General features: G+C 60.7%; 23 protein-coding genes. 12 read left to right on the forward strand and 11 right to left on the reverse strand.

Translation table 11 applies throughout. The features are described 5' to 3' along the window. Positions 1–4: 4 nt before the first annotated feature. From clpP to VL202_RS02955, 3 genes are all read right to left on the reverse strand, one after another. Positions 5–637 carry an ATP-dependent Clp endopeptidase proteolytic subunit ClpP gene (gene clpP / locus VL202_RS02945; RefSeq protein ID WP_062576369.1) on the reverse strand — a complete coding sequence of 211 codons (633 nt, stop codon included), beginning with the start codon at positions 635–637 and terminating at the stop codon, positions 5–7. Between the two features lie 274 nt (positions 638–911). Further along, positions 912–2471, reverse strand: coding sequence for a phospholipase D family protein (locus VL202_RS02950; RefSeq protein ID WP_325462680.1), 1560 nt, complete (start codon positions 2469–2471; stop codon positions 912–914). Between the two features lie 18 nt (positions 2472–2489). After that, on the reverse strand, positions 2490–3344 hold the full coding sequence (locus VL202_RS02955; RefSeq protein WP_325462681.1) for an endonuclease/exonuclease/phosphatase family protein: 855 nt from the start codon (positions 3342–3344) through the stop codon (positions 2490–2492). 205 nt (positions 3345–3549) lie between these two features. Between VL202_RS02955 and VL202_RS02960 the strand changes: the two genes are divergently transcribed. Continuing rightward, complete coding sequence (locus tag VL202_RS02960) at positions 3550–4797, forward strand: cytochrome P450 (RefSeq protein WP_325462682.1); 1248 nt, start codon at positions 3550–3552, stop codon at positions 4795–4797. Positions 4798–4859: 62 nt separating this feature from the next. Here VL202_RS02960 and VL202_RS02965 read toward each other — a convergent pair whose 3' ends face one another. The 3 genes from VL202_RS02965 to VL202_RS02975 all read right to left on the reverse strand — a co-directional run bounded on the left by VL202_RS02965 (position 4860) and on the right by VL202_RS02975 (position 7151). Further along, on the reverse strand, positions 4860–5204 hold the full coding sequence (locus VL202_RS02965) for a cupin domain-containing protein (protein ID WP_325462683.1): 345 nt from the start codon (positions 5202–5204) through the stop codon (positions 4860–4862). A 50-nt stretch (positions 5205–5254) separates the two neighbouring features. After that, positions 5255–6535, reverse strand: coding sequence for an O-acetylhomoserine aminocarboxypropyltransferase (locus tag VL202_RS02970; protein ID WP_325462684.1), 1281 nt, complete (start codon positions 6533–6535; stop codon positions 5255–5257). Between the two features lie 187 nt (positions 6536–6722). Continuing rightward, positions 6723–7151: a CoA-binding protein gene (locus tag VL202_RS02975; protein WP_325462685.1), complete on the reverse strand. Its 429-nt coding sequence runs from the start codon at positions 7149–7151 to the stop codon at positions 6723–6725. A 241-nt stretch (positions 7152–7392) separates the two neighbouring features. On the opposite strand from VL202_RS02975, the gene VL202_RS02980 reads away from it, so the two are divergent. Next, positions 7393–8229, forward strand: a complete 837-nt coding sequence (locus VL202_RS02980; RefSeq protein ID WP_325462686.1) for an EamA family transporter — start codon at positions 7393–7395, stop codon at positions 8227–8229. A gap of 57 nt (positions 8230–8286) precedes the next feature. Next, a complete protein-coding gene (locus VL202_RS02985) occupies positions 8287–8460 on the forward strand; it encodes a Txe/YoeB family addiction module toxin (RefSeq protein ID WP_325462779.1) in 174 nt (57 codons plus the stop codon). On the opposite strand, the gene VL202_RS02990 is transcribed toward VL202_RS02985, so the two are convergent. Beyond that, positions 8443–9273 (reverse strand): enoyl-CoA hydratase, encoded by an 831-nt coding sequence (locus tag VL202_RS02990; RefSeq protein ID WP_325462687.1) that lies wholly within the window; start codon positions 9271–9273, stop codon positions 8443–8445. The two genes, VL202_RS02985 and VL202_RS02990, sit on opposite strands and share 18 nt — an antisense overlap. A gap of 163 nt (positions 9274–9436) precedes the next feature. On the opposite strand from VL202_RS02990, the gene VL202_RS02995 reads away from it, so the two are divergent. The 3 genes from VL202_RS02995 (at position 9437) to rpsI (ending at position 11029) form a co-directional block, all read left to right on the forward strand. Then, the gene (locus tag VL202_RS02995) at positions 9437–9868 is read left to right on the forward strand and encodes a PaaI family thioesterase (protein WP_325462688.1); all 432 of its coding nucleotides are present in this window, start codon (positions 9437–9439) and stop codon (positions 9866–9868) included. A 226-nt stretch (positions 9869–10094) separates the two neighbouring features. Beyond that, positions 10095–10559 (forward strand): 50S ribosomal protein L13, encoded by a 465-nt coding sequence (rplM, locus tag VL202_RS03000; RefSeq protein WP_325462689.1) that lies wholly within the window; start codon positions 10095–10097, stop codon positions 10557–10559. A 2-nt stretch (positions 10560–10561) separates the two neighbouring features. Continuing rightward, the gene (gene rpsI, locus VL202_RS03005; protein ID WP_325462690.1) at positions 10562–11029 is read left to right on the forward strand and encodes a 30S ribosomal protein S9; all 468 of its coding nucleotides are present in this window, start codon (positions 10562–10564) and stop codon (positions 11027–11029) included. A gap of 62 nt (positions 11030–11091) precedes the next feature. Here the strand turns inward: rpsI and VL202_RS03010 are convergent, their stop codons facing one another. After that, positions 11092–11553, reverse strand: a complete 462-nt coding sequence (locus VL202_RS03010) for an Lrp/AsnC family transcriptional regulator (protein WP_325462691.1) — start codon at positions 11551–11553, stop codon at positions 11092–11094. 122 nt (positions 11554–11675) lie between these two features. Here VL202_RS03010 and VL202_RS03015 point away from each other — a divergent pair, with 122 nt between their 5' ends. Together VL202_RS03015 and speB are read left to right on the forward strand one after the other, a co-directional pair. Then, positions 11676–12467 carry a phenylalanine 4-monooxygenase gene (locus tag VL202_RS03015; protein ID WP_325462692.1) on the forward strand — a complete coding sequence of 264 codons (792 nt, stop codon included), beginning with the start codon at positions 11676–11678 and terminating at the stop codon, positions 12465–12467. An 89-nt stretch (positions 12468–12556) separates the two neighbouring features. After that, positions 12557–13525 carry an agmatinase gene (gene speB, locus VL202_RS03020; RefSeq protein WP_325462693.1) on the forward strand — a complete coding sequence of 323 codons (969 nt, stop codon included), beginning with the start codon at positions 12557–12559 and terminating at the stop codon, positions 13523–13525. Here speB and VL202_RS03025 read toward each other — a convergent pair. After that, positions 13519–15207 carry a sulfatase-like hydrolase/transferase gene (locus VL202_RS03025; protein WP_325462694.1) on the reverse strand — a complete coding sequence of 563 codons (1689 nt, stop codon included), beginning with the start codon at positions 15205–15207 and terminating at the stop codon, positions 13519–13521. The two genes, speB and VL202_RS03025, sit on opposite strands and share 7 nt — an antisense overlap. A gap of 293 nt (positions 15208–15500) precedes the next feature. Between VL202_RS03025 and argC the strand changes: the two genes are divergently transcribed. Continuing rightward, positions 15501–16433 carry an N-acetyl-gamma-glutamyl-phosphate reductase gene (gene argC / locus VL202_RS03030; protein WP_325462695.1) on the forward strand — a complete coding sequence of 311 codons (933 nt, stop codon included), beginning with the start codon at positions 15501–15503 and terminating at the stop codon, positions 16431–16433. Positions 16434–16565: 132 nt separating this feature from the next. Here argC and VL202_RS03035 read toward each other — a convergent pair whose 3' ends face one another. Further along, a complete protein-coding gene (locus tag VL202_RS03035; RefSeq protein ID WP_325462696.1) occupies positions 16566–17663 on the reverse strand; it encodes a COX15/CtaA family protein in 1098 nt (365 codons plus the stop codon). A gap of 181 nt (positions 17664–17844) precedes the next feature. Here VL202_RS03035 and VL202_RS03040 point away from each other — a divergent pair, with 181 nt between their 5' ends. The 3 genes from VL202_RS03040 to VL202_RS03050 all read left to right on the forward strand — a co-directional run bounded on the left by VL202_RS03040 (position 17845) and on the right by VL202_RS03050 (position 20225). Then, positions 17845–18057: a DUF2842 domain-containing protein gene (locus tag VL202_RS03040; protein WP_325462697.1), complete on the forward strand. Its 213-nt coding sequence runs from the start codon at positions 17845–17847 to the stop codon at positions 18055–18057. Positions 18058–18074: 17 nt separating this feature from the next. Then, complete coding sequence (locus VL202_RS03045; RefSeq protein WP_325462698.1) at positions 18075–18818, forward strand: metallophosphoesterase family protein; 744 nt, start codon at positions 18075–18077, stop codon at positions 18816–18818. 138 nt (positions 18819–18956) lie between these two features. Next, on the forward strand, positions 18957–20225 hold the full coding sequence (locus VL202_RS03050; protein WP_325462699.1) for a GNAT family N-acetyltransferase: 1269 nt from the start codon (positions 18957–18959) through the stop codon (positions 20223–20225). A gap of 15 nt (positions 20226–20240) precedes the next feature. On the opposite strand, the gene VL202_RS03055 is transcribed toward VL202_RS03050, so the two are convergent. Beyond that, positions 20241–22382 carry an exopolysaccharide transport family protein gene (locus tag VL202_RS03055; protein ID WP_325462700.1) on the reverse strand — a complete coding sequence of 714 codons (2142 nt, stop codon included), beginning with the start codon at positions 22380–22382 and terminating at the stop codon, positions 20241–20243. Positions 22383–22451 lie beyond the last annotated feature (69 nt).

A 22451-nucleotide genomic window follows, 5' to 3' on the forward strand; every position in this document is an offset into this window, starting at 1 on the left:
AACCTTACGCGTCAGACGCGCTTTCCATCGCTTCGCGCGAGGTGATCACCTTGTCGACGACACCCCAGCTCAGAGCTTCGTCCGCAGTCATAAAGTGGTCACGATCGAGCGTCTGTTCAACCTCTTCATAAGTCCGGCCGGTGTGCTTGACATAAACTTCGTTCAGGCGGCGCTTCATCTTCAGGATGTCGCGGGCATGACGTTCGATGTCCGAAGCCTGGCCCTGGAAGCCGCCGGAGGGCTGATGCACCATGATGCGGGCGTTCGGCGTGGCGAAGCGCATATCCTTGTGGCCGGCGGCCAGAAGCAGCGAGCCCATGGAAGCGGCCTGACCGATGCAGAGCGTCGACACGGCCGGCTTGATGAACTGCATCGTATCGTAGATCGCCATGCCGGCAGTGACGACGCCACCCGGCGAATTGATGTAGAGAGCGATTTCCTTCTTGGGGTTTTCAGCTTCGAGGAAAAGCAACTGGGCGCAGATCAGCGTCGCCATGTGGTCTTCCACGGGCCCCGTCAAGAAGATGATGCGCTCCTTCAGGAGACGCGAAAAGATATCGTAGGAGCGCTCGCCGCGATTGGTCTGTTCAACGACCATCGGCACCAGAGCCATAGCGGTATCAACGGGATTTCTCATGTCAAACCTTTGTCTTGCTGGCATGCAAACCCTGTTGCACACCGGGAATCATCGGGAATATCTCTTGTCCATACATAGAGTGTGCCAGTACCCCACTTCAAGTCGCGAACTCTGCATAACGTTAATACGACGTCCGGTGCGATTCAGTTGTCTTCCGGGCCAGATGTAGCGGTGACCTGTTAACGGGTTCTATCGGAGTTTTCTTGCGTGGAGCGCACGTGCGCGTCTGCCCACAGGCATTCGGGCGCGGACGGTGAAAAATCGGTAAATCCGTTCAGAGCTGGGACTCGATCGGCAGGATGCTGATGATGCCGGCGAGCAACCGGCGCAGGAAACCGGCCTCCGGCTCGTGTTTCAGAACACGCGGCCTGCTGTCGTCGTGGTCATGCCAGCGCAACCGATTCCCGTCGAGAGAGAGCCGGAAGCTGTTCACCGGTCTCGTTTCCTCTTCGAAGATCGCGTCCACTTCCGCAACCAGCGCCGGATGTGTAAACAGCACGCCCATTTCCGTGTTCAGCGATGCCGAACGCGGGTCGAAATTCATCGACCCGACGAAACCGGACGTCCCATCCACCGTGAAGGCCTTGGTGTGCAGGCTGGCACCCCGCGAGCCGAACAACGACATGCGCTGCGGATCGCCCGTGTCATGCACGGCCTTGAGCTCGAACAGCGCCGTACCGCCCCTCAACAATGCCTTGCGGTAGTTGGCATAAGCGCCATGGACAGCGGCAACATCCGTCGCGGCAAGCGAATTGGTCAGCACCGCGACCTTCACCCGACGCTCCACCAGCTTGCCGATTTCTGTCGTGCCGATCGTGCCGGGGATGAAATAAGGCGAGATGACGCGGACATCGCGATCGGCGGAGGTCAAGACCGGCATGAGTTCCCGCATGATCGAATGGCTGCGTTTCTGCAGGAACGCCTTTTCCGGCGGATCGGCAACCAGCCGTGCATCGCCGGTCCAGTGAGGCGTGACGCCGGCCGGCAGGAGCCCACCCGCGTTCATGACCTTCTCGACATGGGCAAGATAAAACCGCCCGCCCTTCGTCGCGGCGATCTTCTCCAGCTTGGTGCGGAAGTTCGGCAGATAATGTTTGCGCGGTGTCCGCAGCGAGCCGATCGGCACGACCACCGGGCTGTTCCAGTAACGATCGAACACGGCCGCAGCATCGTCGGCGACCGGACCCAGCATCCAGACATCGAGATCCCTGAAATTCGACTGCTCGTCGGCATCGAAATAAGCGTCTCCGATATTGCGTCCGCCGGCAATCACCAGACGGCCGTCCGCGATCCACTGCTTGTTGTGCATGCGCCGCGTGGCACGAAGCGGCCGCAGCATCATTTCGAGGCCGCGCTTGAAACGGTCGGTGCGCGCCCGGCTGGGATTGAACAGGCGCACCTCGATATGCTCATGCGCATCAAGCGACAGGCACATGCGATCATGCAGGCCGGCATTGATGTCATCGAGCAGCAGGCGCACCTGCACGCCGCGATCGGCGGCAGCCAGAACCTCCCGCGCCAGCATGCGTCCCGTCAGATCGTTCTTCCAGTAGTAATATTGCAGATCGAGACTCCGCCCCGCTTTTCGAGCGGAAGCGGCGCGAACAGCGAAAGCGTCCGCGTTGTCCGCAAGCAGCGTGATCGCGTTCTGGCCCGGATGATCGTAAAGCAGCGGGCCTGCAAGCCGGTCGATCTCCGTCTGGTCCGGCACCGGCTGGACGGCGCTGGACCAAGGACCATGAACCCGGCGACCGAAGCGGCCATAGACATAGACGACAGCAAGCGCGACCAGGCCGGACGCAAAAACATACAGGGCAATGAGGGAAGCGCGCATGAAACGTCGACCCGTCTGTCAGGTTTGGGCAGCGGAAACCGCTCCGGCCGCCTTGTCTTCAAGTCCCGCCAGCGCCGCCTTCAGATCGACGAACGCCTTGATCGGCAGGTGATCGGAAGCAACGCGCGACAAGGGCGTGTTATGAACCTCAACGGCGGTGACGAGATTGTGCGGGCTGCCCATCACCCGATCGAGGGCGAGCAGCGGAAAGCGTGACGGGAAGCTCGGCACCGCCGTTGCGGCATGATCGAAGACCGGGCTCAGGAAGCTGAGGGCCGAGCGGCGGCCCATCCGCCATTCGTTGAGATCGCCGATCAACAGCGTCGGCCGCTTTTCCGCACCCTGGATTGCGGCCAGGATCGCCGCCGCCTGCTGCGCCCGGGAATGACGCAAAAGCCCGAAATGTGCTGCAACAATGCGCAGCGGCCCCGTCTTGAGATCGAGATCGACCACCAGCGCGCCACGAGGCTCGACCCCCGGCAGCTTCAACTGATGGACCTTGGCCACGGCGCCCTCGCGCAACAGCAGCATATTGCCGTGCCAGCCATGCCCCTTGGGCGAAAATGCCGCGACCGGCACCGCGATGAGATGACACTCGCGATGCAGCCGTTCGAGATCCAGCAGCCCCGCCCGCTCGCCAAACCGCTGGTCTGCCTCCTGCAGGGCAATGATATCGGCGTCGATTTCGGTGATCACCTCGGTGATGCGGCCGGGATCGAAACGCTTGTCGGTGCCGATGCATTTGTGGATGTTGTAGGAAGCGATGACGGTGTCGCCGCGTTCGCCGGCCGCATTCCTGCCTGCGAGCGAAACACGCTTTCCACGGAGAGCGGCAAGAATGCCGGCTGACAGGCTGGTATGCGATGAAGCCATAGTCTCTCTCTGGTCGGTGCCTTTCATCGTTCATGAAATAGACATGTCGCATCGCAAGGCAAGGCGGCATGTGAGATTGTCGCGCGGAAAACGCCGTTTTCACCTGGCGATATTTTGCCGGTATCAGACAAGCGTCTTGTCGGACCTGCCGTTACCATTCTAGATCAGGAAAGTACCCGAATTTTCTTCAGCGAGAATGCCGTCCATGCCCTCCACCTCTGCCCTCTCCCTCGATCCCGCAACGCGCCGTGCCTCCATCGACATCCGCAATCCGGCCTTCTACCGGGATCCGCTTGCGACCTATGCGGCGCTGCATGCGGAGAGCCCGGCCTTCTTCTGGGAAGAACAGCAGAAATGGTTCTTCGCGGGCTACGACCAGGTGAACGGCCTCTTGCGCGACCGCCGTTTCGGCCGGCAGATCCTGCATGTCGCGAGCCGTGAGGAACTCGGCCTGCCAGAGCCGAAGGCGCATCTTCAGGACTTCGACCGGCTCGAGGCCTATTCGCTGCTGGAACTGGAGCCGCCGGCCCATACGCGGCTGCGCACGCTGGTCAACCGGGCCTTCGTCTCGCGCCAGATCGAACAACTGAAACCGGAAATCGCAGCCCTTGCCCATTCCCTCATCGACGGCTTTGAAAAGGATGGCGAAGTCGAACTGCTGAAAGCCTATGCCGAAATCATCCCGGTCACCGTCATCGCCCGCATGCTTGGCGTATCGGTGGATATGGGACCGAAACTGCTCGACTGGTCGCATCGCATGGTGCGGATGTACATGTTCAACCCGTCGCTCGAGACCGAACTCGACGCCAACAAGGCCTCCGCCGAATTCGCCGACTACCTGAAAAGCATCATCGACTGGAAGCGGGACAACCCATCCGATGACCTGCTGACCCACATGATCGCGACGGAAAAAGACGGCGAGCGGCTATCGGACGACGAACTGATCTCGACCGCCGTACTCCTGCTCAATGCCGGCCATGAGGCGACGGTGCACCAGCTCGGCAATGCCGTGCATGCCCTGCTCAAAACCGGCACGTCCATCGAGACAGCCTTCGCCAGCGACCTGGCGACCGAGCGGACGATCGAGGAATGCATGCGCTACGCGGCGCCTCTGCATGTCTTCCAGCGCTATGCGCTCTCCGATCTGGAACTGGAAGACGGCATCGCGCTGAAGAAAGGTGACAAGATCGGCCTGATTCTCGGCGCCGCCAATGTCGATCCGCAGAAATTCTCCGATCCGCTCACCTTCCGGCCGGACCGCAACGAAGGCGCCCATGTCTCATTCGGCGCCGGTCTGCATTTCTGCATCGGCGCGCCGCTGGCGCGGCTGGAGCTGAAACTCTCCCTGCCGATCCTCTTCGAACGCCTGCCCGGCCTGCGCTTCAGGAATGAACCGCAGATCAAGGACAGCTATCACTTCCATGGTCTGGACCAGTTGGAACTCGCGTGGTGAGGCAATCTCGCGGTTAAAGCGGTATGGAAGGCGACGAATTCCCTCGTTCGCCTTCGCCTGCATCACAGCCGGATCACATAGTCCTTGCGGGTCGTTTCAATCACTTCCCAGGTTCCCTTGAAGCCGGGTCTCAGGATCATGCTGTCGCCGGCTTTCAGATGGGTTTCCGCGCCGCCCTCTTCCGTGACGATGGAAACGCCGGAGAGGATGTGGAAATATTCCCACTCCTCATAGGCGATGTGCCATTTGCCCGGCGTCGCCTCCCAGATGCCGGCATAGATGCCACCGGCGGCTTCCTCGAAATTCCAGCTTCGAAAATGCGGATTGCCGGAGATCAGCCGGTCTTCCGGCGGTGCGGCAAGTTCCGGCTCGACGGAGGACGGATCGAAGGTCAGGGCATGTTTCATGGGGCCTCCGCGAGGATGAGATGGCCGGCTGACCGGCCATCGGATGCATGTCAGGCCTTGGCGAGCGACTGCTCGAGATCGGCGATGATGTCACTGACATCCTCGAGGCCGACCGACAGGCGAACGACTTCCGGGCCGGCACCGGCCGCCGTCTGCTGCTCGGAGCTCAACTGACGGTGGGTGGTGGACGCCGGGTGAATGACCAGCGAGCGCGTGTCGCCGATATTGGCGAGATGCGAGAACATTTCCAGGCCTTCGACGAAACGCTTGCCGGCCTCGTAGCCGTCCTTCAGCCCGAAGGTGAAGACGGCGCCGGCGCCCTTCTGCGAGTAACGTTGCTGGAGGTTGTGGTTGGCATTGTCCGGCAGGCCGGCATAATTGACCCAGGCGACCTTGTCATGGGTGCTGAGCCAGGTGGCGACGGCAAGCGCGTTGTCGCAATGGCGTTGCATGCGCAGGGGCAGGGTTTCGATGCCGGTCAGGAGAAGGAATGCGTTGAACGGCGAAATCGCCGGCCCGAAATCGCGCAGGCCGATCACCCGGCAGGCAATGGCAAAAGCAAAATTGCCGAAGGTCGCGTGCAGCACCATGCCGGCATATTCCGGGCGTGGCTCCGACAGGACCGGATATTTGCCGGACTTCGACCAGTCGAACGTGCCGCCATCGACGATCACGCCGCCCATGGAATTGCCGTGTCCGCCCATGAACTTGGTCAGCGAATGGACGACGATATCGGCACCGTGCTCGATCGGCCGGACGAGATAAGGCGTCGCCATGGTGTTATCGACGATCAGCGGCAGGCCGTGTTTCTTCGCCACTTCCGAGATCGCGGCAAGATCGACGAAAGTCCCGCCGGGATTGGCGAGGCTTTCGACAAAGATCGCCTTGGTGCGGCTGTCGATCTGGCTTTCGAAGGAGGCGATGTCGGCCGTATCGACCCAGCGGACCTGCCAGTCGAAGGACTTGAAAGCGTTGCCGAACTGGTTGACGGAGCCGCCATAGAGCTGACGCGCCGCCAGGAAATTATCGCCGGGGCTCATGAGCGCGTGGAACACCAGCAGTTGCGCCGCATGGCCCGACGCGACGGCGAGCGCCGCCGTCCCGCCCTCGAGTGCCGCGACCCGCTCTTCGAGCACCGCCTGAGTCGGGTTCATGATTCGTGTGTAGATATTGCCGAAGGCCTGCAGGCCGAAGAGCGAGGCGGCATGATCGGCATCGTTGAAGACGAAACTCGTCGTCTGATAGATCGGCGTTGCGCGGGCACCCGTCGTCGGATCGGGCTGGGCGCCTGCGTGGATCGCAAGGGTGTTGAAACCTGGATTGTTCTTCATCGGCATATCCTCCCGTGGCCAAGACTGGCGCACTATTTCAGAGGGGACACCCAGCGGTCAAAGACTGTTTTGCCAATTTGCACGGGAAGCGTCCGGATGCCGCACGCATCACTGCCTAATTCCTTAAATCGGAATCGATTTAAGGAATTAGGCACCATATTTAAAGTGTTACAGCGACCTTTGCACCTCAGCCGACCAGGCGCGGATATTCGATTGCCGGGCAGCGGTCCATGACCACATGGATGCCGCTCGCCTCCGCCTTTTCCGCCGCCTTGTCGTCGCGAACCGACAATTGCCCCCAGATTGCCTTGGGGAGCACCTTGAGGGCGAGGACTTCATCGACGAGCGCCGGCAGCGCGGCAGCCGCGCGGAAAACATCGACCATATCGATCGCTTCGGGAATATCGGCCAGCGTCGCATAGACCCTCTGGCCCTGGATTTCCTTGCCGGCCTGGCCGGGATTGACGGGAAAAACCGTGTAGCCCTTGCGCAGCAGGAAGGCCATCACCCGGTGGCTCGGCCGCTCCGCGTTCGGCGACGCCCCGACAAGGGCGATGGTCTTGGTCGATCGCAGGATGTCAGCGATGTAATAGTCGGGATACACGTCATGGTTCATTTTCGAGATCCGCGTTCTGCACTGGTCGCGTGTGATAATTGGGACAGCCATCGTTGCTGTCAACCGATCTCCGGCCGGTCGGTTTCACAATCCTTAGGCAAGACCACTTTTTTGGTAAATCGCTGTCGGACGTCGCCAAATCTGGCATTTTCGGCGATAGCGGATTGCTTTTCACGCTGTCGAGGGTCAGAAAACACAATCAACCATCCTTGCCACACCCGCCCGCCCCCGAAGGTTCATCTTGCCCCTAGACGTCATCGCTCTCGTCCTGTTCGGAGCGTTCCTGCATGCGACCTGGAACGCGCTGGTGAAGGCCGGGTCGGAGAAATCGCTCGATGCGGCGATGATCGCGCTCGGTGCCGCTGTCGTCGCCCTGCCCCTCCTGCCCTTCATGCCGCTGCCGCATCCGGATGCCTGGCCGTTCATCCTGCTGTCGGCGCTGTTTCAATTCGCCTATTTCCAGCTGGTGGCCGCCGCCTATCGCGCCGGCGATATCGGACTCGTCTATCCGTTGATGCGCGGTGTCGCGCCCCTTCTCGTTGCGGCGACGAGCGGCGCCATCATCGGCGAGAACCTGACCCAAGGCGCGATCGCCGGTGTGCTGACGATCTCGACCGGCGTGCTGACGCTCGCATTCGAGGCGCGCAACGGCGGCAAGCGCGCCATTCTGCTGGCGCTCGCCAATGCCGTGGTGATCGCCAGCTATACCTATGTCGATGGCATCGGCGCCAGAGTTGCACTCAATCCGATTTCCTACACGCTCTGGATGGCACTTCTGCCGCCGGTCCTGCTGTTTTCCTGGGCCTTTGCCAAGCGCGGATTTGCACCAGTCCTGTTTCATGTCCGGCATCAATGGTGGCGCGGCCTGATTGGCGGCGGCGGCTCGATCGGCGCCTACGGGCTGGCGCTATGGGCAATGACCAAGGCGCCGGTGGCAACCGTCGCGGCTTTGCGCGAAACATCAATCCTGTTTGCCATCGTGATTTCGATCGTCTTCCTCAAGGAACGCGTCAGCGTCTTCCGCATTGCGGCCGCTTGCCTGATCGCGCTTGGCGCATTGATGCTGAAGCTGGCTTGAGAAAGCAGGCGAAATGATCCATCTACAAGACTACGTACAGAGGATCTGCCCCTCCGTCTGAACACGCTGATCGAAGAGTGTCTACGCACGCCTTTCTCGGGACTGGGCAAACCAGAGCTGCTGCGCGGCGAATTGCGTGGTTTCTGGTCCCGGCGGATAACGGATGGAGATCGCCGGGTTTACCGTGTCTGCGGCACAGCCGAGACGCAGACCTTAGAAATCATCGCCTGACTTCCACTCAGGCGTCCGCTTGCTTAGCACGGCGCCAATCCCCTCCTCCGCATCTGATTTCAGCATGTTTTCAACCATCACCCCCGTGGCGAAATCGTAGGCCTCAGTGATGCCCATTGATGCCTGCCGGTAAAAAGCCTGCTTGCCGATCTTGAGTGCCTGCGGTGATTTCGAGGCGATGACGGCGGCGTATTTGTTGACCACCTGCTGCAGATACTGCTTTGGCACGATGCGGTTGACGAGCCCGAAATCCTTGGCGGTGGAGGCATCGATGGTCTCGCCGGTCAACAGCATTTCCATCGCCTGTTTGGGATGGGCGGCGCGCGACACCGCGACCATCGGTGTCGAGCAGAACAGGCCGATATTGACGCCCGGCGTGCAGAAGGTCGAGCTATCCGTGCAGATGGCGAGGTCACAGCTTGCAACCAGTTGGCAGCCTGCCGCCGTCGCCAGACCGTCGATTTCGGCGAGAACGGGCTGCGGCAGATGGTTGATCTTCAGCATGAGATCGGCGCACAGCCGGATGGTTTTTTCGAAAAAGGCCCTGCCATTGTCTTCATCGGCGCGATGCTGGGTCAGTTCCTTGAGGTCATGCCCGGCGGAGAACAGCGCGCCGGATGCAGCGAGGACGACGACGCGGATCTCCTCGGATCGGGCAACCGCATCCAGCTCTGCCATCAGCGTCTCCATCAACGCGACGGACAGCGTGTTGGCCGGAGGATTGTTGAGCGTCAGGCGCAGCACGCTTCCGGAAATCTCGCGCAAGACGAGGCCACGGGGCTCTTCCTTATGCAGGGGAACGATGTCCGCCATGTTTTTCTCCTCTACCGTATGTCTTCGCGGTGGAATCCGGATCCGTGTTTGGTACGCTGCCGCAACCACCGTTTCAAGCACCGGCGGAGGACGCTAGACTTTCTTCCAGCTTGCCTCGACGGTCTGATGGCATTCTAAACAGACAGCCATGCGGGAGAAAACAATGACTCTGGAACCGATCCTGACCGTCGCCGACCTCAACCGGTTCCTGGATACGGATTTTTCCGAGGTTCATACCGACGGCAAGGTTTTCGAGGTGATCGCCACAGGACCCGGCTTTGCGACCATGCGGTTCGATCCAAACGAGAAACACCTGCGTCCGGGCGGCACTGTCTCCGGACCGGCACTGTTCGCGCTCGCCGATGTCACCGCCTATATCGCGCTTCTTGCCCATATCGGTCCGGTGGCGCTTGCCGTCACCACCAATCTCAACATCAACTTCCTCAGGAAACCCCGGCTCGGCGCGCTCGAATGCACCTGCAGAATTCTCAAGCTGGGCAAGCGACTGGCGGTCCTCGATGCCGCGATTATCGAGCAGGGCGGAGAGGAAATCGTCGCGCACGCCACCGCGACCTACTCGATTCCGCCAGGATAATTTGTGGTAGTATAATACCTCAATATCAAATCATTGTTTTTACTTAATAATTTTTACGAACCCACAAAACAGCGATCTTGACCGCATTTCATCGCTTGCGTATAAGCCGCAGCAGATCGCGGTCCCTTGGGGCCGCCTTCATTTTTGGCCGATTGATACCTGCCAAATTCAAGCAACAAGAAACGCCCGGCGGCAACGCATCGGGTTCAAACGAAAGAGTTTCAATATGTCAACCTTCGTTCAGAAGCCTGCAGAGGTGGAGAAGAAGTGGATCCTCATCGACGCCGAAGGCCTCGTTGTCGGTCGCGTCGCTTCCATCATCGCCAACATCCTGCGCGGCAAGCACAAGGCAACCTATACACCTCACGTTGATGATGGCGATAACGTCATCGTTATCAACGCGGAAAAGGCTGTCCTGACCGGCAAGAAATACACCGACAAGAAGTACTACTGGCACACCGGTTACCCGGGTGGCATCAAGGAACGCACCGCGCGTCAGATCATCGAAGGCCGCTTCCCGGAGCGCGTTCTCGAGAAGGCTGTCGAGCGCATGGTTCCGCGTGGTCCGCTGGGCCGTCGCCAGATGAAGAACCTGCGCGTATACGCCGGCACCAACCATCCGCATGAAGCACAGCAGCCGACCGTCCTCGACGTCGCCAAGCTGAACAGCAAGAACGTAAGGAGCGCCTAATCGTGGCTGATCTCTCTTCTCTGAAAGACCTTGGCACGGCCACGGAAGCTCAGGCTCCGGCACGCGTCAAGAAGGTCGATGCCCAGGGCCGCTCCTACGCGACCGGCAAGCGCAAGAACGCCGTCGCCCGCGTCTGGGTCAAGCCGGGCTCCGGCAAGATCACCGTCAACGGCAAGGAATTTGCGGCCTATTTCGCCCGTCCGGTCCTGCAGATGATCCTGCGCCAGCCGATCGTCGCTGCTGCCCGTGATGGCCAGTTCGACATCGACGCAACGGTTGCCGGCGGCGGTCTCTCCGGCCAGGCCGGTGCTGTTCGTCACGGCATCTCCAAGGCCCTCACCTACTTCGAACCGGGCCTGCGCTCGGTCCTGAAGAAGGGCGGCTTCCTGACCCGCGACTCGCGCGTCGTCGAGCGCAAGAAGTACGGCAAGGCCAAGGCCCGCCGTTCGTTCCAGTTCTCGAAGCGTTAATCGTTTCAGGCTCTATGCATTCGGAGAAGGCGGGCTTTGTCCCGCCTTTTTCTTTGGGTGCCTCAAAGAGGCAATTCCGTTGAGAATTTGAGTTCGCGAAGCACGAAGCTCGACACCACCGTGCGCACATGCGGATTGCGCATCAGATAGCGGGTCATGAACGCCTCGTAGCTTTCGACATCGCTTGCCCTGATCTTCAGCATGTAATCGAAGGCGCCCGACAGGGCGTAGCATTCCATGATCTCCGGACGCTCCAGCACCACAGAGGCAAACGAGGCAACGGCCTCTTCGTGGTGATCCTCCAGCGTCACATGGGCGATGACGCACAGCTTCAGATCGAGTTTGCCGGGGTCGAGCAGCGTCACGCGTTTGCGGATCACGCCATCGGTTTCCAACTCCTGGATCTTCCGCCAGGCCGAGCTTTGCGACATGCCGGCTTTTTCCGCCAGTTCAGCCAGCGACAGGCTTCCATCGGCCTGAACCAGTTGCAAAAGCTTGCGGTGAAAATTCCCGGTTTCTTTCATGTTTTGCACCATCTCCGGAAAATCCCACCAAGACTATCGTGTCTGGCAGGATAAAAGGAAGAAAAATCCGCTGTTCCGGGAGCATAATTGCCGAATACGTGCAGTCCCTGCGGAGTAAAGGCATGACCAAGGAAAGCAGCTACGTCGCAAAACTACCAGGCCCGGACGGGATTTATCCCTACACCTCCGAAGAGGATGCAATCTGGGGCGAACTCTACCGGCGTCAGACGGCCCTGCTCGCCACCATGGCCTGCCGTGAATATCTGGATGGCGTGAACACCCTTGGCCTCACCGCCGACAAGGTGCCGCAACTTGTCGATATCGATCGCCGCCTGCACGAGACAACCGGCTTCGGCGTCGAGGGTGTGCCCGCACTCATCCCGCCCTCGCGCTTCTACGAACTGCTGAGCCAGGGAAAATTTCCGCTCGCGACCTTCCTGCGTCGGCGTGAGCATATCGACTATATCGAGGAGCCGGACCTGTTCCATGAGGTGTTCGGCCATTGCCCGCTGCTTACCAACCAGTCTTACGCCAATTTCGTCCGTCATTTCGGTGAAACCGCCGCCCGTCTCGGCAAGGGCTATTCCTGGCACCTCTTCCGCATTTTCTGGTTCACGGTGGAATTCGGCCTGATCAACACGCCTGAGGGCCGGCGCTGCTTCGGTGCGGGCATCGTATCGTCGCCGAGCGAGGCAAAGGCTGCGATGGACGGCAAGAGTTGCGAATTCCGGCCCTTCGACCTGCTCAGCGTGCTCAGAACACCCTATCGCATCGATATCGTCCAGCCGATCTATTATGTCATCGACAGCTTTGCAGACCTTGAGGCGATCGTCGAACAGGACATCGAAGGCATGATCATCAAGGCGAAGACGCTCGGAGACTTTGCCCCGGCATTCGAAGCCAAGGCGTCCTGAAACTGATTATCGCCGAGGCTTTCAACAGAGGTCTTGCCTTCCGTCAAGCGATTGTCCAACGTCTGGTCATCCAACAGACGGGACAAGTCATGGCCAACAAGACGATCGACCACGCGATCACCGCAACCTCGCTGAAGAGTGCGGCGACGGACCCGACCCATGCGGGTATTCTCTCCTTCATGCGGCGGAAATATACCAAGAATCTCAAAGGCGCCGACGCCGTCGTCTGGGGCATCCCCTTCGATGCCGCGACATCCAACCGTCCCGGCGCGCGCTTCGGACCGCAGGCGATCCGCCGCGCATCCGCGATTTTCGACAACGATCCGCAATATCCCTTCGACCGCGACCTGTTCGCCCATATGGCGACGATCGATTACGGCGATTGCCTGCTCGACTACGGCAATCACGGCAAGACGCCGGCGACGATAGAGCGGGAAGCGGCAAAAATCCTGAAAAGCGGCGCCTTCCTTTTCACCCTCGGCGGCGATCATTTCGTCACCCTGCCCTTGCTTCGTGCCCATGCGGCAATCCACGGCCAGCTGGCGCTGGTCCAGTTCGATGCCCACCAGGACACCTGGGCGGATGAAAAAGGCCGTATCGACCATGGCTCCTTCGTCGGACGCGCTGCCCGGGAGGGACTGATCAATACCGCCGGCTCGATCCAGGTCGGTATCCGCACCCATGCGCCGGAGGATTGCGGCATTCGTATCCTATACGGCTATGACGTCGAGGAGATGAGCGCCGCCGAAATCGCCGATGTCATTCTTCATCACGTCGGCGATCGACCTGCCTATGTCACCTTCGACATCGATTGCCTGGATCCGGCCTATGCTCCGGGCACCGGTACCCCGGTGGCAGGCGGACCGTCGAGCGCCAAGATCCTCTCCGTCCTGCGCAAGCTTGGCGCCCTTCGGATCAAGGGAGCGGATGTCGTCGAGGTCGCTCCCGCCTACGACCATGCCGACATCACCGCCATCGCCGGGGCGACGGTGGCGATGTACATGCTGGGGCTACACGCGGAAGAATTGGCCGAACGGGAACCGGCGGGTGGTCAATAGAGCCTGAGCAGGCCGGCATCGGAGCGCTGCTTCAGATGCGCATCGACCTTATCTCGGTCGCGGCATTCATGGTAGCGGCCGCCGCAGGCGTCACGAAGCTCCGCCAGCGAACGGAACATCGGCGAGGTCGGCAATCCAGCCGCCTCGACCAGACTGGCGGACAGGAAGCCCACATCCATCGGCAGGGAAAGCGGCTTCATGTCGAGCGTCCTGCCGTAGCCGTGAACCGAGAAATAGGTGCGGTAAGCCAGGGAATGCAGGTCCGCGAAGATATTCAAGCCGTTTTCACCCTGCGGCAGATAGGGCTTCGTTGCCGTCGCCTGGTGGTCACCATATTCGAGGACGACGGAGCCCGATCCTCCCGGCACTGCCTCGCGTTCCTTCAGGAAAGCCTGAAAGTCCCGCTTCGAGACGGCGATCCGGCGCAGATATTCGTTCGCCTCCGCGTCGGCTGCGTATCGCGGCTCCGGCGGCAATTCCGATTCACCTACCAGGGAACGGTCGTAAGGGCCATGCGGGAACATCGTCTGAAGCGCCAGGAACAGCGGACGGCTGTCGGTTCGACGGTGCTCCCGGATCAGCTTTTCCGCCACATCGAAATAGAACTGGTCTCGGACGAAGTGATCCTTCGGAGCCATGGCCTGATAATCGACAACGTCCTGGAAGCCGAGCGACTTCAGGAAAGCTCCCTCGTTCACGAAGGAAAAGTCCATCGGCATGATGGCAACCGTTCGATAGCCGCAACGCGCCAGAAGTTCCGGGAAGCTTGCGCGCACGCGGCTTTCCATCATCTGCGTGACATAGGGGCTCTGCCAGCCGAAATCGGAGCCCGAAAGCCCGGTCATGACGGAGAAATTCGTCACCCAGGTTCCGCCGCCGAAGGTCTCGACATACATCGGATGAACCTTGCCATCGTCGGATTGAAACACCTTGGCCGTGGCATCGGGAATTGCGACCTGCGGAAAGTTCGCCGGATCGGTGTGGCTCTCGGAAAGCACGAAGAACACGTCCGGGCGCGCCGTCATGTCGCCACAGGTGACATCATTCGTCATCCGGCCCTTGGCAGGGGCCGCTTCGACCACGTCCACGAGGGTTATCTGACCGAAAGGCAGATGCAGGTCGCCGAGCGACACGAAGAACGAAGATGCGTTGTAGCCAGAAATGTAGTGAATATAACTCGGCTCGCCGGGCCTGTGGGGATAGGCCATGACTGCGGCGCCCACGGCAACGCCCGTCAGGCCGGTCTTCAGCCACCATGGCGACCGGATCACGCGATCGCCCTTGAACAACATGACGAAGAACACACTGACGGCCGCGAGTGCTGCCAGGCCCGCGACCAGCAGGTGAAAATAGGACCCTGCCAGAAACTGCAGCGCCGACGCATCGAGCCCGGTAAAGGCGAGGTCGAACACATGCAGCGAAAAGCCCTTCAACTGAAACTTGGCTTCCGACATGGCGCCGATCAAGACGACAGTCGTGACAGCCACATAGGCAGAAAAGACCAGCCGGCGTGACAGAAGAAACAGCACTGAGGTTAAAGCCGCCATGATCGTGACGAGGAACGGCACGAAGGCCCAACGCGTATCGAAATGATGCAGGGCAAGGAGCGCACCGACGAAAATCGGAGCCGCGATGACTGGATGTGCCAGCCAGGCCACCCACCGTCCAAAAATCCTTTTCATCCCGCCACTCCCGATCGTGAAACTTTCATGACAAAATCTCACCTGCTCCCCTCGAAAACAAGGCAGCGAGCCGGAAACCTTAAAGTGCCGTTAACGCGCATGGTTAAGAAGCGGTGACGCTGCGCGGTAGCCGACCCACGGTCATTGCGATGACCGCAGCCAAAGTATATATGCTCTGGGCATTCGCCCTCGCCTCCGCGTGGGCCGGCGAAATGCAGTTGAGACATTGAATCAGGGCGATCCGAAACTGAGTCGGGAAATTTGCCCAAGCCTTTGAAAAAGCGGGATTACCCATGAAACCGAAGATCTTCATCGATGGCGAGCACGGCACGACGGGGCTGCAGATCCGCACCCGCATGGCTGGGCGCTCGGATGTGGAACTTCTGTCCATTCCGGAAGCGGAACGCCGCAACGCCGCCATCCGCGAGGATCTGCTCAACAGCGCCGATATCGCCATCCTCTGCCTGCCGGACGATGCCTCGAAACAGGCGGTCGGCATGCTCGAAGGCAACAACAAGGTGCGTATCATCGACACCTCGACGGCCTATCGCATCGCGCCCGACTGGGCCTACGGTTTCGCCGAAATGGACACGGCGCAGGCCGCCAAGATTCGCGACGCACGGCTCGTGGCCAATCCCGGTTGCTATCCGACGGGCGCCATCGGCCTCATTCGTCCGCTCCGCCAGGCGGACATCTTGCCGGAAAACCATCCGGTAACGGTCAATGCGGTCTCCGGCTATACCGGCGGCGGCAAGCAGATGATCGCGCAGATGGAAGACCCGCAGAACCCCGATGCGATCACCTCCCCGCATTTCCTCTACGGCTTGACGCTGAAACACAAGCATGTGCCGGAAATGCAGATCCATGGCCTGCTTGATCGCGCGCCGATCTTCTCGCCGTCGGTCGGCCGTTTCCCGCAGGGCATGATCGTCCAGGTGCCGCTGTTCCTCGATCAGTTGAATGACGGCGCGACGCTGGAAAGCATCCATGCCGCGCTGGCCAGCCACTACGCCGGACAGTCGATCGTGACCGTGGTACCGCTCGAAGAGAGCGTCAAGGCCCCGCGCATCGATGCCGTCGAACTCGCCGGCCGGGACACGATGAAGCTGTTCGTCTTCGGCTCGCACAGTGGCGAGCAGGTCAATCTGGTTGCCCTGCTCGACAATCTCGGCAAGGGCGCCTCCGGCGCCGCGGTCCAGAACATGGATCTGATGTTGTCGGCGTGAATGCCTATCGTGACAAATGGTAGGCATCGGCCATTTGGGGCCTGTCAAAAGTGTCGCAGGGGCACTCCGCCTGCCCGAAATGTCTGCGCCTGATGCACATCGACACCGAACGCTTTCGCAGAAGAAGTCAGCCTATGTTTCGATCGCCAGCGGACGTGGGTATTCCCCGATGAAGCCGCGCCAATGGGCGATGGCGAAGCCGAGCACGACCAGCGCGCCGCCCTGATGGGCCACGCCCCAGCCGACCGGGACCTGCAAAATCAGGGTGGTGATGCCGATCAGGGCCTGGAGCGTCACGAGCGCGAACAGGAGGACCGAGCGACGCGCGTGGGTCGTGTCCGATGCTTTGCGCAGCGAGGCGATCATGTGCATCAGGGCGAAAGCCCAGAGCACATAGGCGCCGATCCGATGGATGAACTGCACGGTCTTCGGGTTTTCAAACAGGTTGACCCAGAAAGGTTGCTGGACGAACAGATCTCCCGGCACCAGCGATCCGTCCATCCGCGGCCAGGTATTGTAGCTCAGGCCCGCATCGAGGCCGGCGACCAGCGCGCCGAGGTAGATCTGGAACAGCGCCATGCAGGCGATGATCGCAGCCATTTTCCGCGAGCGCGCGGTCGGCGCCGCATCATCCGCATGTGGCGCAAGGCCGCGTCCGATCCAGATGCAGGACATGAAGATGAGACAGGCGATGACGAGATGGGTCGCCAGCCGATACTGGCTGACCTCGGTGCGCTCGGACAGGCCCGACGACACCATCCACCAGCCGATGAAACCCTGGAAACCGCCCAGCGCCAGGATACCGATCAGCGGCAGTTTCAGGCGCGGTTCGATCTGGCCCCTGATCCAGAACCAGGCAAGCGGCAGCGCGAAGATGATCCCGATCGAACGGGCCAGCAGCCGATGCGCCCATTCCCACCAGAAGATCGCCTTGAAGCCTTCGACGGTCATGCCCTGGTTGATCTGCTCATATTGCGGAATCTGCTTGTAAAGCTCGAACTCTTCCTGCCATTCGGCATCGTTGAGCGGCGGGATGACGCCGTGGACGGGCTTCCACTGGGTGATCGACAGCCCGGATTCGGTGAGCCGCGTCGCGCCGCCCACCAGCACGAGCGCAAACAGGGCCAGCACGACGATGCCGAGCCAGATCCGGATATGGGTCCGGTTGCGGCTGATCATATCGATCTCGCCGCGAAGCTGCTGTTCCCGCGCCAAATCCGCACTCGCCATCACGGCCTCCGTGTTCTTCAAAAGCATGTCCGCCCGCTTTTGGGCGATTTGTCTCTAGACGCATCCGTCAAAACCGTTGATTTGCACCAGAGCGGCATGCAAAACAAGACTTACCCCTTTGCGGCATGCCGTCGCGGCCAAGCGGCTGAGCGGCGAAAACCCGCCAACTTGAAAGACTGCAATGCCCGTACGCCTCAGAAAACTGACCGGCACCGTCCTGATCATCATCCTCGTCATCGTCTATGCGCTGGCGGCCACCACCTTTGCATCGCTGTTGCTTGGAGCATCACCCTGGTGGGTGCATCTCCTCTACTTTTTCTTCACCGGCCTGCTGTGGGTGCTGCCCGCCATGCTGATCATCAAGTGGATGGAAAAGCCGGCCAAGCCGCGCTGAACATGGGATAAGCCCGGATGAGAGTAGCAGTGATCGCCGATATCCACGGCAACGACCTGGCGCTTGAAGCGGTGCTCGCCGATATCGATGCGCAAGGGATCGACGACGTTATCAATCTCGGCGACCACCTGAGCGGCCCACTCAATGCCGCGCGCACGGCAGATCTTCTGATCGCCCGGAATTTTCCCTCGATCCGTGGCAATCACGACCGTTGGCTTGTCACCCGCGCTCCCGCCGAGATGGGTCGTTGGGACCGCGCCGCCCATGACGAATTGCAGCCCCGCCACCTCGACTGGCTGCGCACATTGCCGCCAACGCTGGTTTATCGCGACGAACTCTTCCTCTGCCACGGCACGCCGCATGACGACCTGGTCTACTGGCTGGAAGACCTGACGCCGGAAGGTATCGTGCACATGTCGGCGCGCGAACGTATCGAAACTTTCGCGACAGGAATCGATTATCCGGTCATCCTCTGTGGCCATACCCATATTCCCCGAACTGTCCGGCTTGCGGATGGCCGTCTGATCGTCAATCCCGGCAGCGTCGGCTGCCCCGGCTATGACGATGACGAACCGGTATTCCACAAGGTCGAAACCGGATCGCCGGATGCATCCTATGCCATCCTGTGCAAGACCGGCGACCTGTGGGACGTGACCTTCCGACGCCTGCCCTACGATCACATGGCCATGTCTCGCCTCGCTTATAGCCGGGGTGACAGGGAGTGGGCGAACGCCCTCGCCAACGGATGGGTCACCGACTGAAATCCGGCTTTATTCTTTCGGTAACCGAATTTGCCGAAATCGCGCAGAAGCATAAGCGGACCCGTCCAATTTAAATGAAAGTAAGGGCATGTTCGGGCTAGATGCGATTGTCAGCAGCATTCGGAAAACCAGGCGAACATGACGGACGTGGACTTCAACTTGATGCCCGTGAACGAGGCGCGCCGCCGCGTCTGGCATGCGCGCCGCGAAAAGACGCAGGACATCACGGTTGCGCATGACCTCAAACTGTCCGTTCACGTCAGTATGGAAGCCCTCGAAGCCGACTGGCGCGTGCTGGAATCATCCGGCGCCACCTCGCTGCATCAGGGCTTCGACTGGTGCAAGGCCTGGGCCAGGACCCATGACAACCAGATTCTGCTCGTGCGCGGCAGCGTCGACCAGCGGACGGTGTTCATCCTGCCGCTGGAACTGGTCCGCGGCCGGTTCTTCCGCGCCGCGCGCTTTCTCGGTTCGCCGCACAGCAATATCAACACCGGCATTTTCGCCGAGGATTTCGATCCCATTTCCTGCAAGAAGCTCGCTGCTGCGCTGATCGCCGATCTGTCGGCCAAGCTGTCGCGCATTGCCGATATCGTCACTTTGGAAAAAATGCCGTTCGACTGGCGCGGTGTGCGCCATCCGTTGGCGTCCCTGCCCGCCGTGCGCAATCAGAATTCTTCGTTTCAGCTGCCGCTTCTCGACAGTTTCGAAACGACACTGTCGCAGATCAACGCGAAGCGACGTCGCAAGAAATTCCGCGTTTCGGAAAAACGTCTGGAGGCGCTTGGCGGCTACGACCACATTGTAGCCACGACCGAATTGGAACGCCGCCGGATCCTCGATCTGTTCTTCGAGCAGAAGGCCATCCGCTTCAAGGCGCTTGGCTTGCCCAACGTTTTCCAGGACAGCGAAACCCAGGCCTTCTTCCATGCGCTCGCGGCACTCGGGCCGACACAGAATGGGCAGCCGCTGGAGTTGAACGCCATTCGCCTCAAGGGCGAGCATGCAGGACGCATCGTCGCTATCGCCGGCCTCTCGCGCAAGGGTGACCATGTCATCTGCCAATTCGGCTCGATCGACGAAGATGTCGCCGCCGACAGCAGCCCGGGCGAATTGCTGTTTTATCTGATGATCCAGAAGTGCCATGCCGACGGCGTCAAGATTTTCGATTTCGGCATTGGCGACCAAGCTTACAAACGCTCCTGGTGCACCACGGAGACGATCCAGCGCGATATCGTGCTGCCGCTCACCTTGCGGGGGCGACTGGCGGCGGGCGCACATCGCGCCGTCGTTCGCGCCAAGGCCTCGATCAAGAAGAACAAGCGCGTCTATGCGTTCCTGCAGCGTGTGCGCCAGCAGCGGCAGGCGCCCGGAATGCAGCCGCCGGCCGAAACAGACGCTGACTAAACCGGCGTCGTGTCCTCAGGCCGCCCACCGTCCTGAATTTCCCGACTGCGGATACCCCGTCCCCGTCATCAGCACGATATCGCCGAAACCGGCCTCGCCGAAGCCCGTGATGAGGTCGATGATTTCCTCGTTGGCGACGGACGGCGCGGAGATGATGATTTCGGCATCCTTCGTCCGGTTTACCCGGCGAACCGCGTCAATATCGGCCGGTCCGCACTCGATCAGCACCGTATCATAGGCATTGGTGAGCGCATCGATGATCATCTGCAACCGCTCGATGCCGCGCATGGCAAGTGCCGGATCGGCGTCGCCCTGCGGAATGACATGGGCGTCCGACAGACGGTCGGCATGGATCGTTTCGGTGAAGGGCACTTCGCCGACGAGCAGATTGGTGATGCCCGCGAGACCCGGAGCCTGCGCCATCAGACGGCTCGGATAGGCCGAGCCGGTGAGATCGATCAGGACGATCTTGCGCCCCTCCTCCGCCACCAGCCGCGCCAGCATGACCGTATGCATCGAGCCCTTGTCACCAGCCGGAGACACGGAGATCGCCACGCGGATATCATTGCCACACAGATGATCGGCAACGGATGCGATCGAGAAATCGTCCCCGGTTTCCTCAGGGCTCTCAACGGATGCTGCCTGCGGTTCAACAGTCACCCGTTCGGTGGCGGGAGCAGGCTGCGCCTTGACAGGCATTGCAGCGGGCGTGCGCTTCTCTTCTTCCACCAAAGGCTCTTGCGCCACGCCGACCGGACGCAGCGCACGGCCGCTGAACAATTCGGACAGCATGATGACGACGCAGCTAACGAGGAAGCTCGCGAAGGCCGCGACGATGGTGATCGGCAGAACTTTCGGGAATTGCGCCTCGGTCGGCACGACGGCCTGCGAAATGACGCGGGCATCGGCGGGCGCCGCATCCGCTTCGCTACGCGACGTCGCCTCGCGATAGCGGGCAAGATAGGTTTCCAGGAGCTGGCGCTGCGCAACCGCTTCGCGCTCCAGGGCGCGCAGGCCGACCTCGTCCTCTCCGGCCTTGGCCGATCTTGCCTTCAGCGTGTTGAGCTGGGCAACCAGCTGGCGTTCGCGCAGCTGCGAGACGCTCGCTTCGTTTTCCAGGCTGCCGAGGATCTTCTTCGTCTCGCTGGTGATCTGCGTCCGGATGCCCTGAAGCTGCGCCTTCAGCGCCTTCAGCCGAGGATGGCCGTCGAGCAGCGTCGTCGACAGATCGGCGACCTGTCCCTGGACGTTCGATTCGGTTTCCTTGAGACGCTGGATCATCGGCGATGCGACGATGTCGTTCAGCGTATCGACGGCCCGCCCGTTGGCAAGTGCCGTGCGCACGCCCTCGGCACGCGCTTCCGCATTGGCGCGTTCACCGCGCACGCGGGCAAGCTCGGTCGAAATGTCGTTCAGTTGCTTGGTCGCGAAGGTGCCGCCGGTCTCCCCGGTCAGCAGCAGATCCGACGATCCCCGGTATTCAGCCACCTTGGCTTCGGCGTCACGCACCTTTTCACGCAGGTTGGCGATCTCCGGCTCCAGCCAGCGGCTGGTTTCTGAATTGGAATCAAGCTTGGCGCCGCTCTGCAGCAACAGAAAAACCCTGGCCATCGCGTTCGGAATCTCGGCGGCCAGCTTCGAATCCTTGGAGGTGAACTGGATGGCGATGACGCGTGATTTCTCGACCTGGTAGACCTGCAGCTTTTCCTGGAACTCCTTCAGCACACGTTCTTCCGGCGGCAGGTCGAGCGGATTTTTCTTGATCCCCAGCATCACCAGGATATCGGAGATCGCCGACGGATTGGCTGTCGGATCGAATTCGGGAAGCTCGTACAGTTTCATCTCGCGGGCGACCTGCTTGATCAGGTCGATCGAGCGGAGAACCTGCACCTGGCTGGAAATGCCGGATTCATCGAACGGGCTGTCGGTGGTCTGGGGCGTCCCCTGATTGTTGCCGCTGAAGGCGGGCTGACGTGATTCGATCAGCAGTCTGGTTTCAGACTGATATTGCGGAGACATCAGGCTGGCGCCGGTAAAGGCCAGGCCGGCAAAGACGACAGTCGCCATCAGCACCCTGCCCCGCCGACGCCAGATGGCGCGGAAAAGCCCGCCGAGATCGATATCTACATCCTGATGACCGCCGTTGACGCCAGACATGCGCTTACTCCGAACCTGCACAACTCGCGCCACCGTAAACAAACATGGTAACGCAAGGGTTAATGGGAA

This window comes from Pararhizobium sp. (assembly GCF_035497515.1).
Taxonomy (GTDB): Bacteria; Pseudomonadota; Alphaproteobacteria; order Rhizobiales; family Rhizobiaceae; genus Pararhizobium.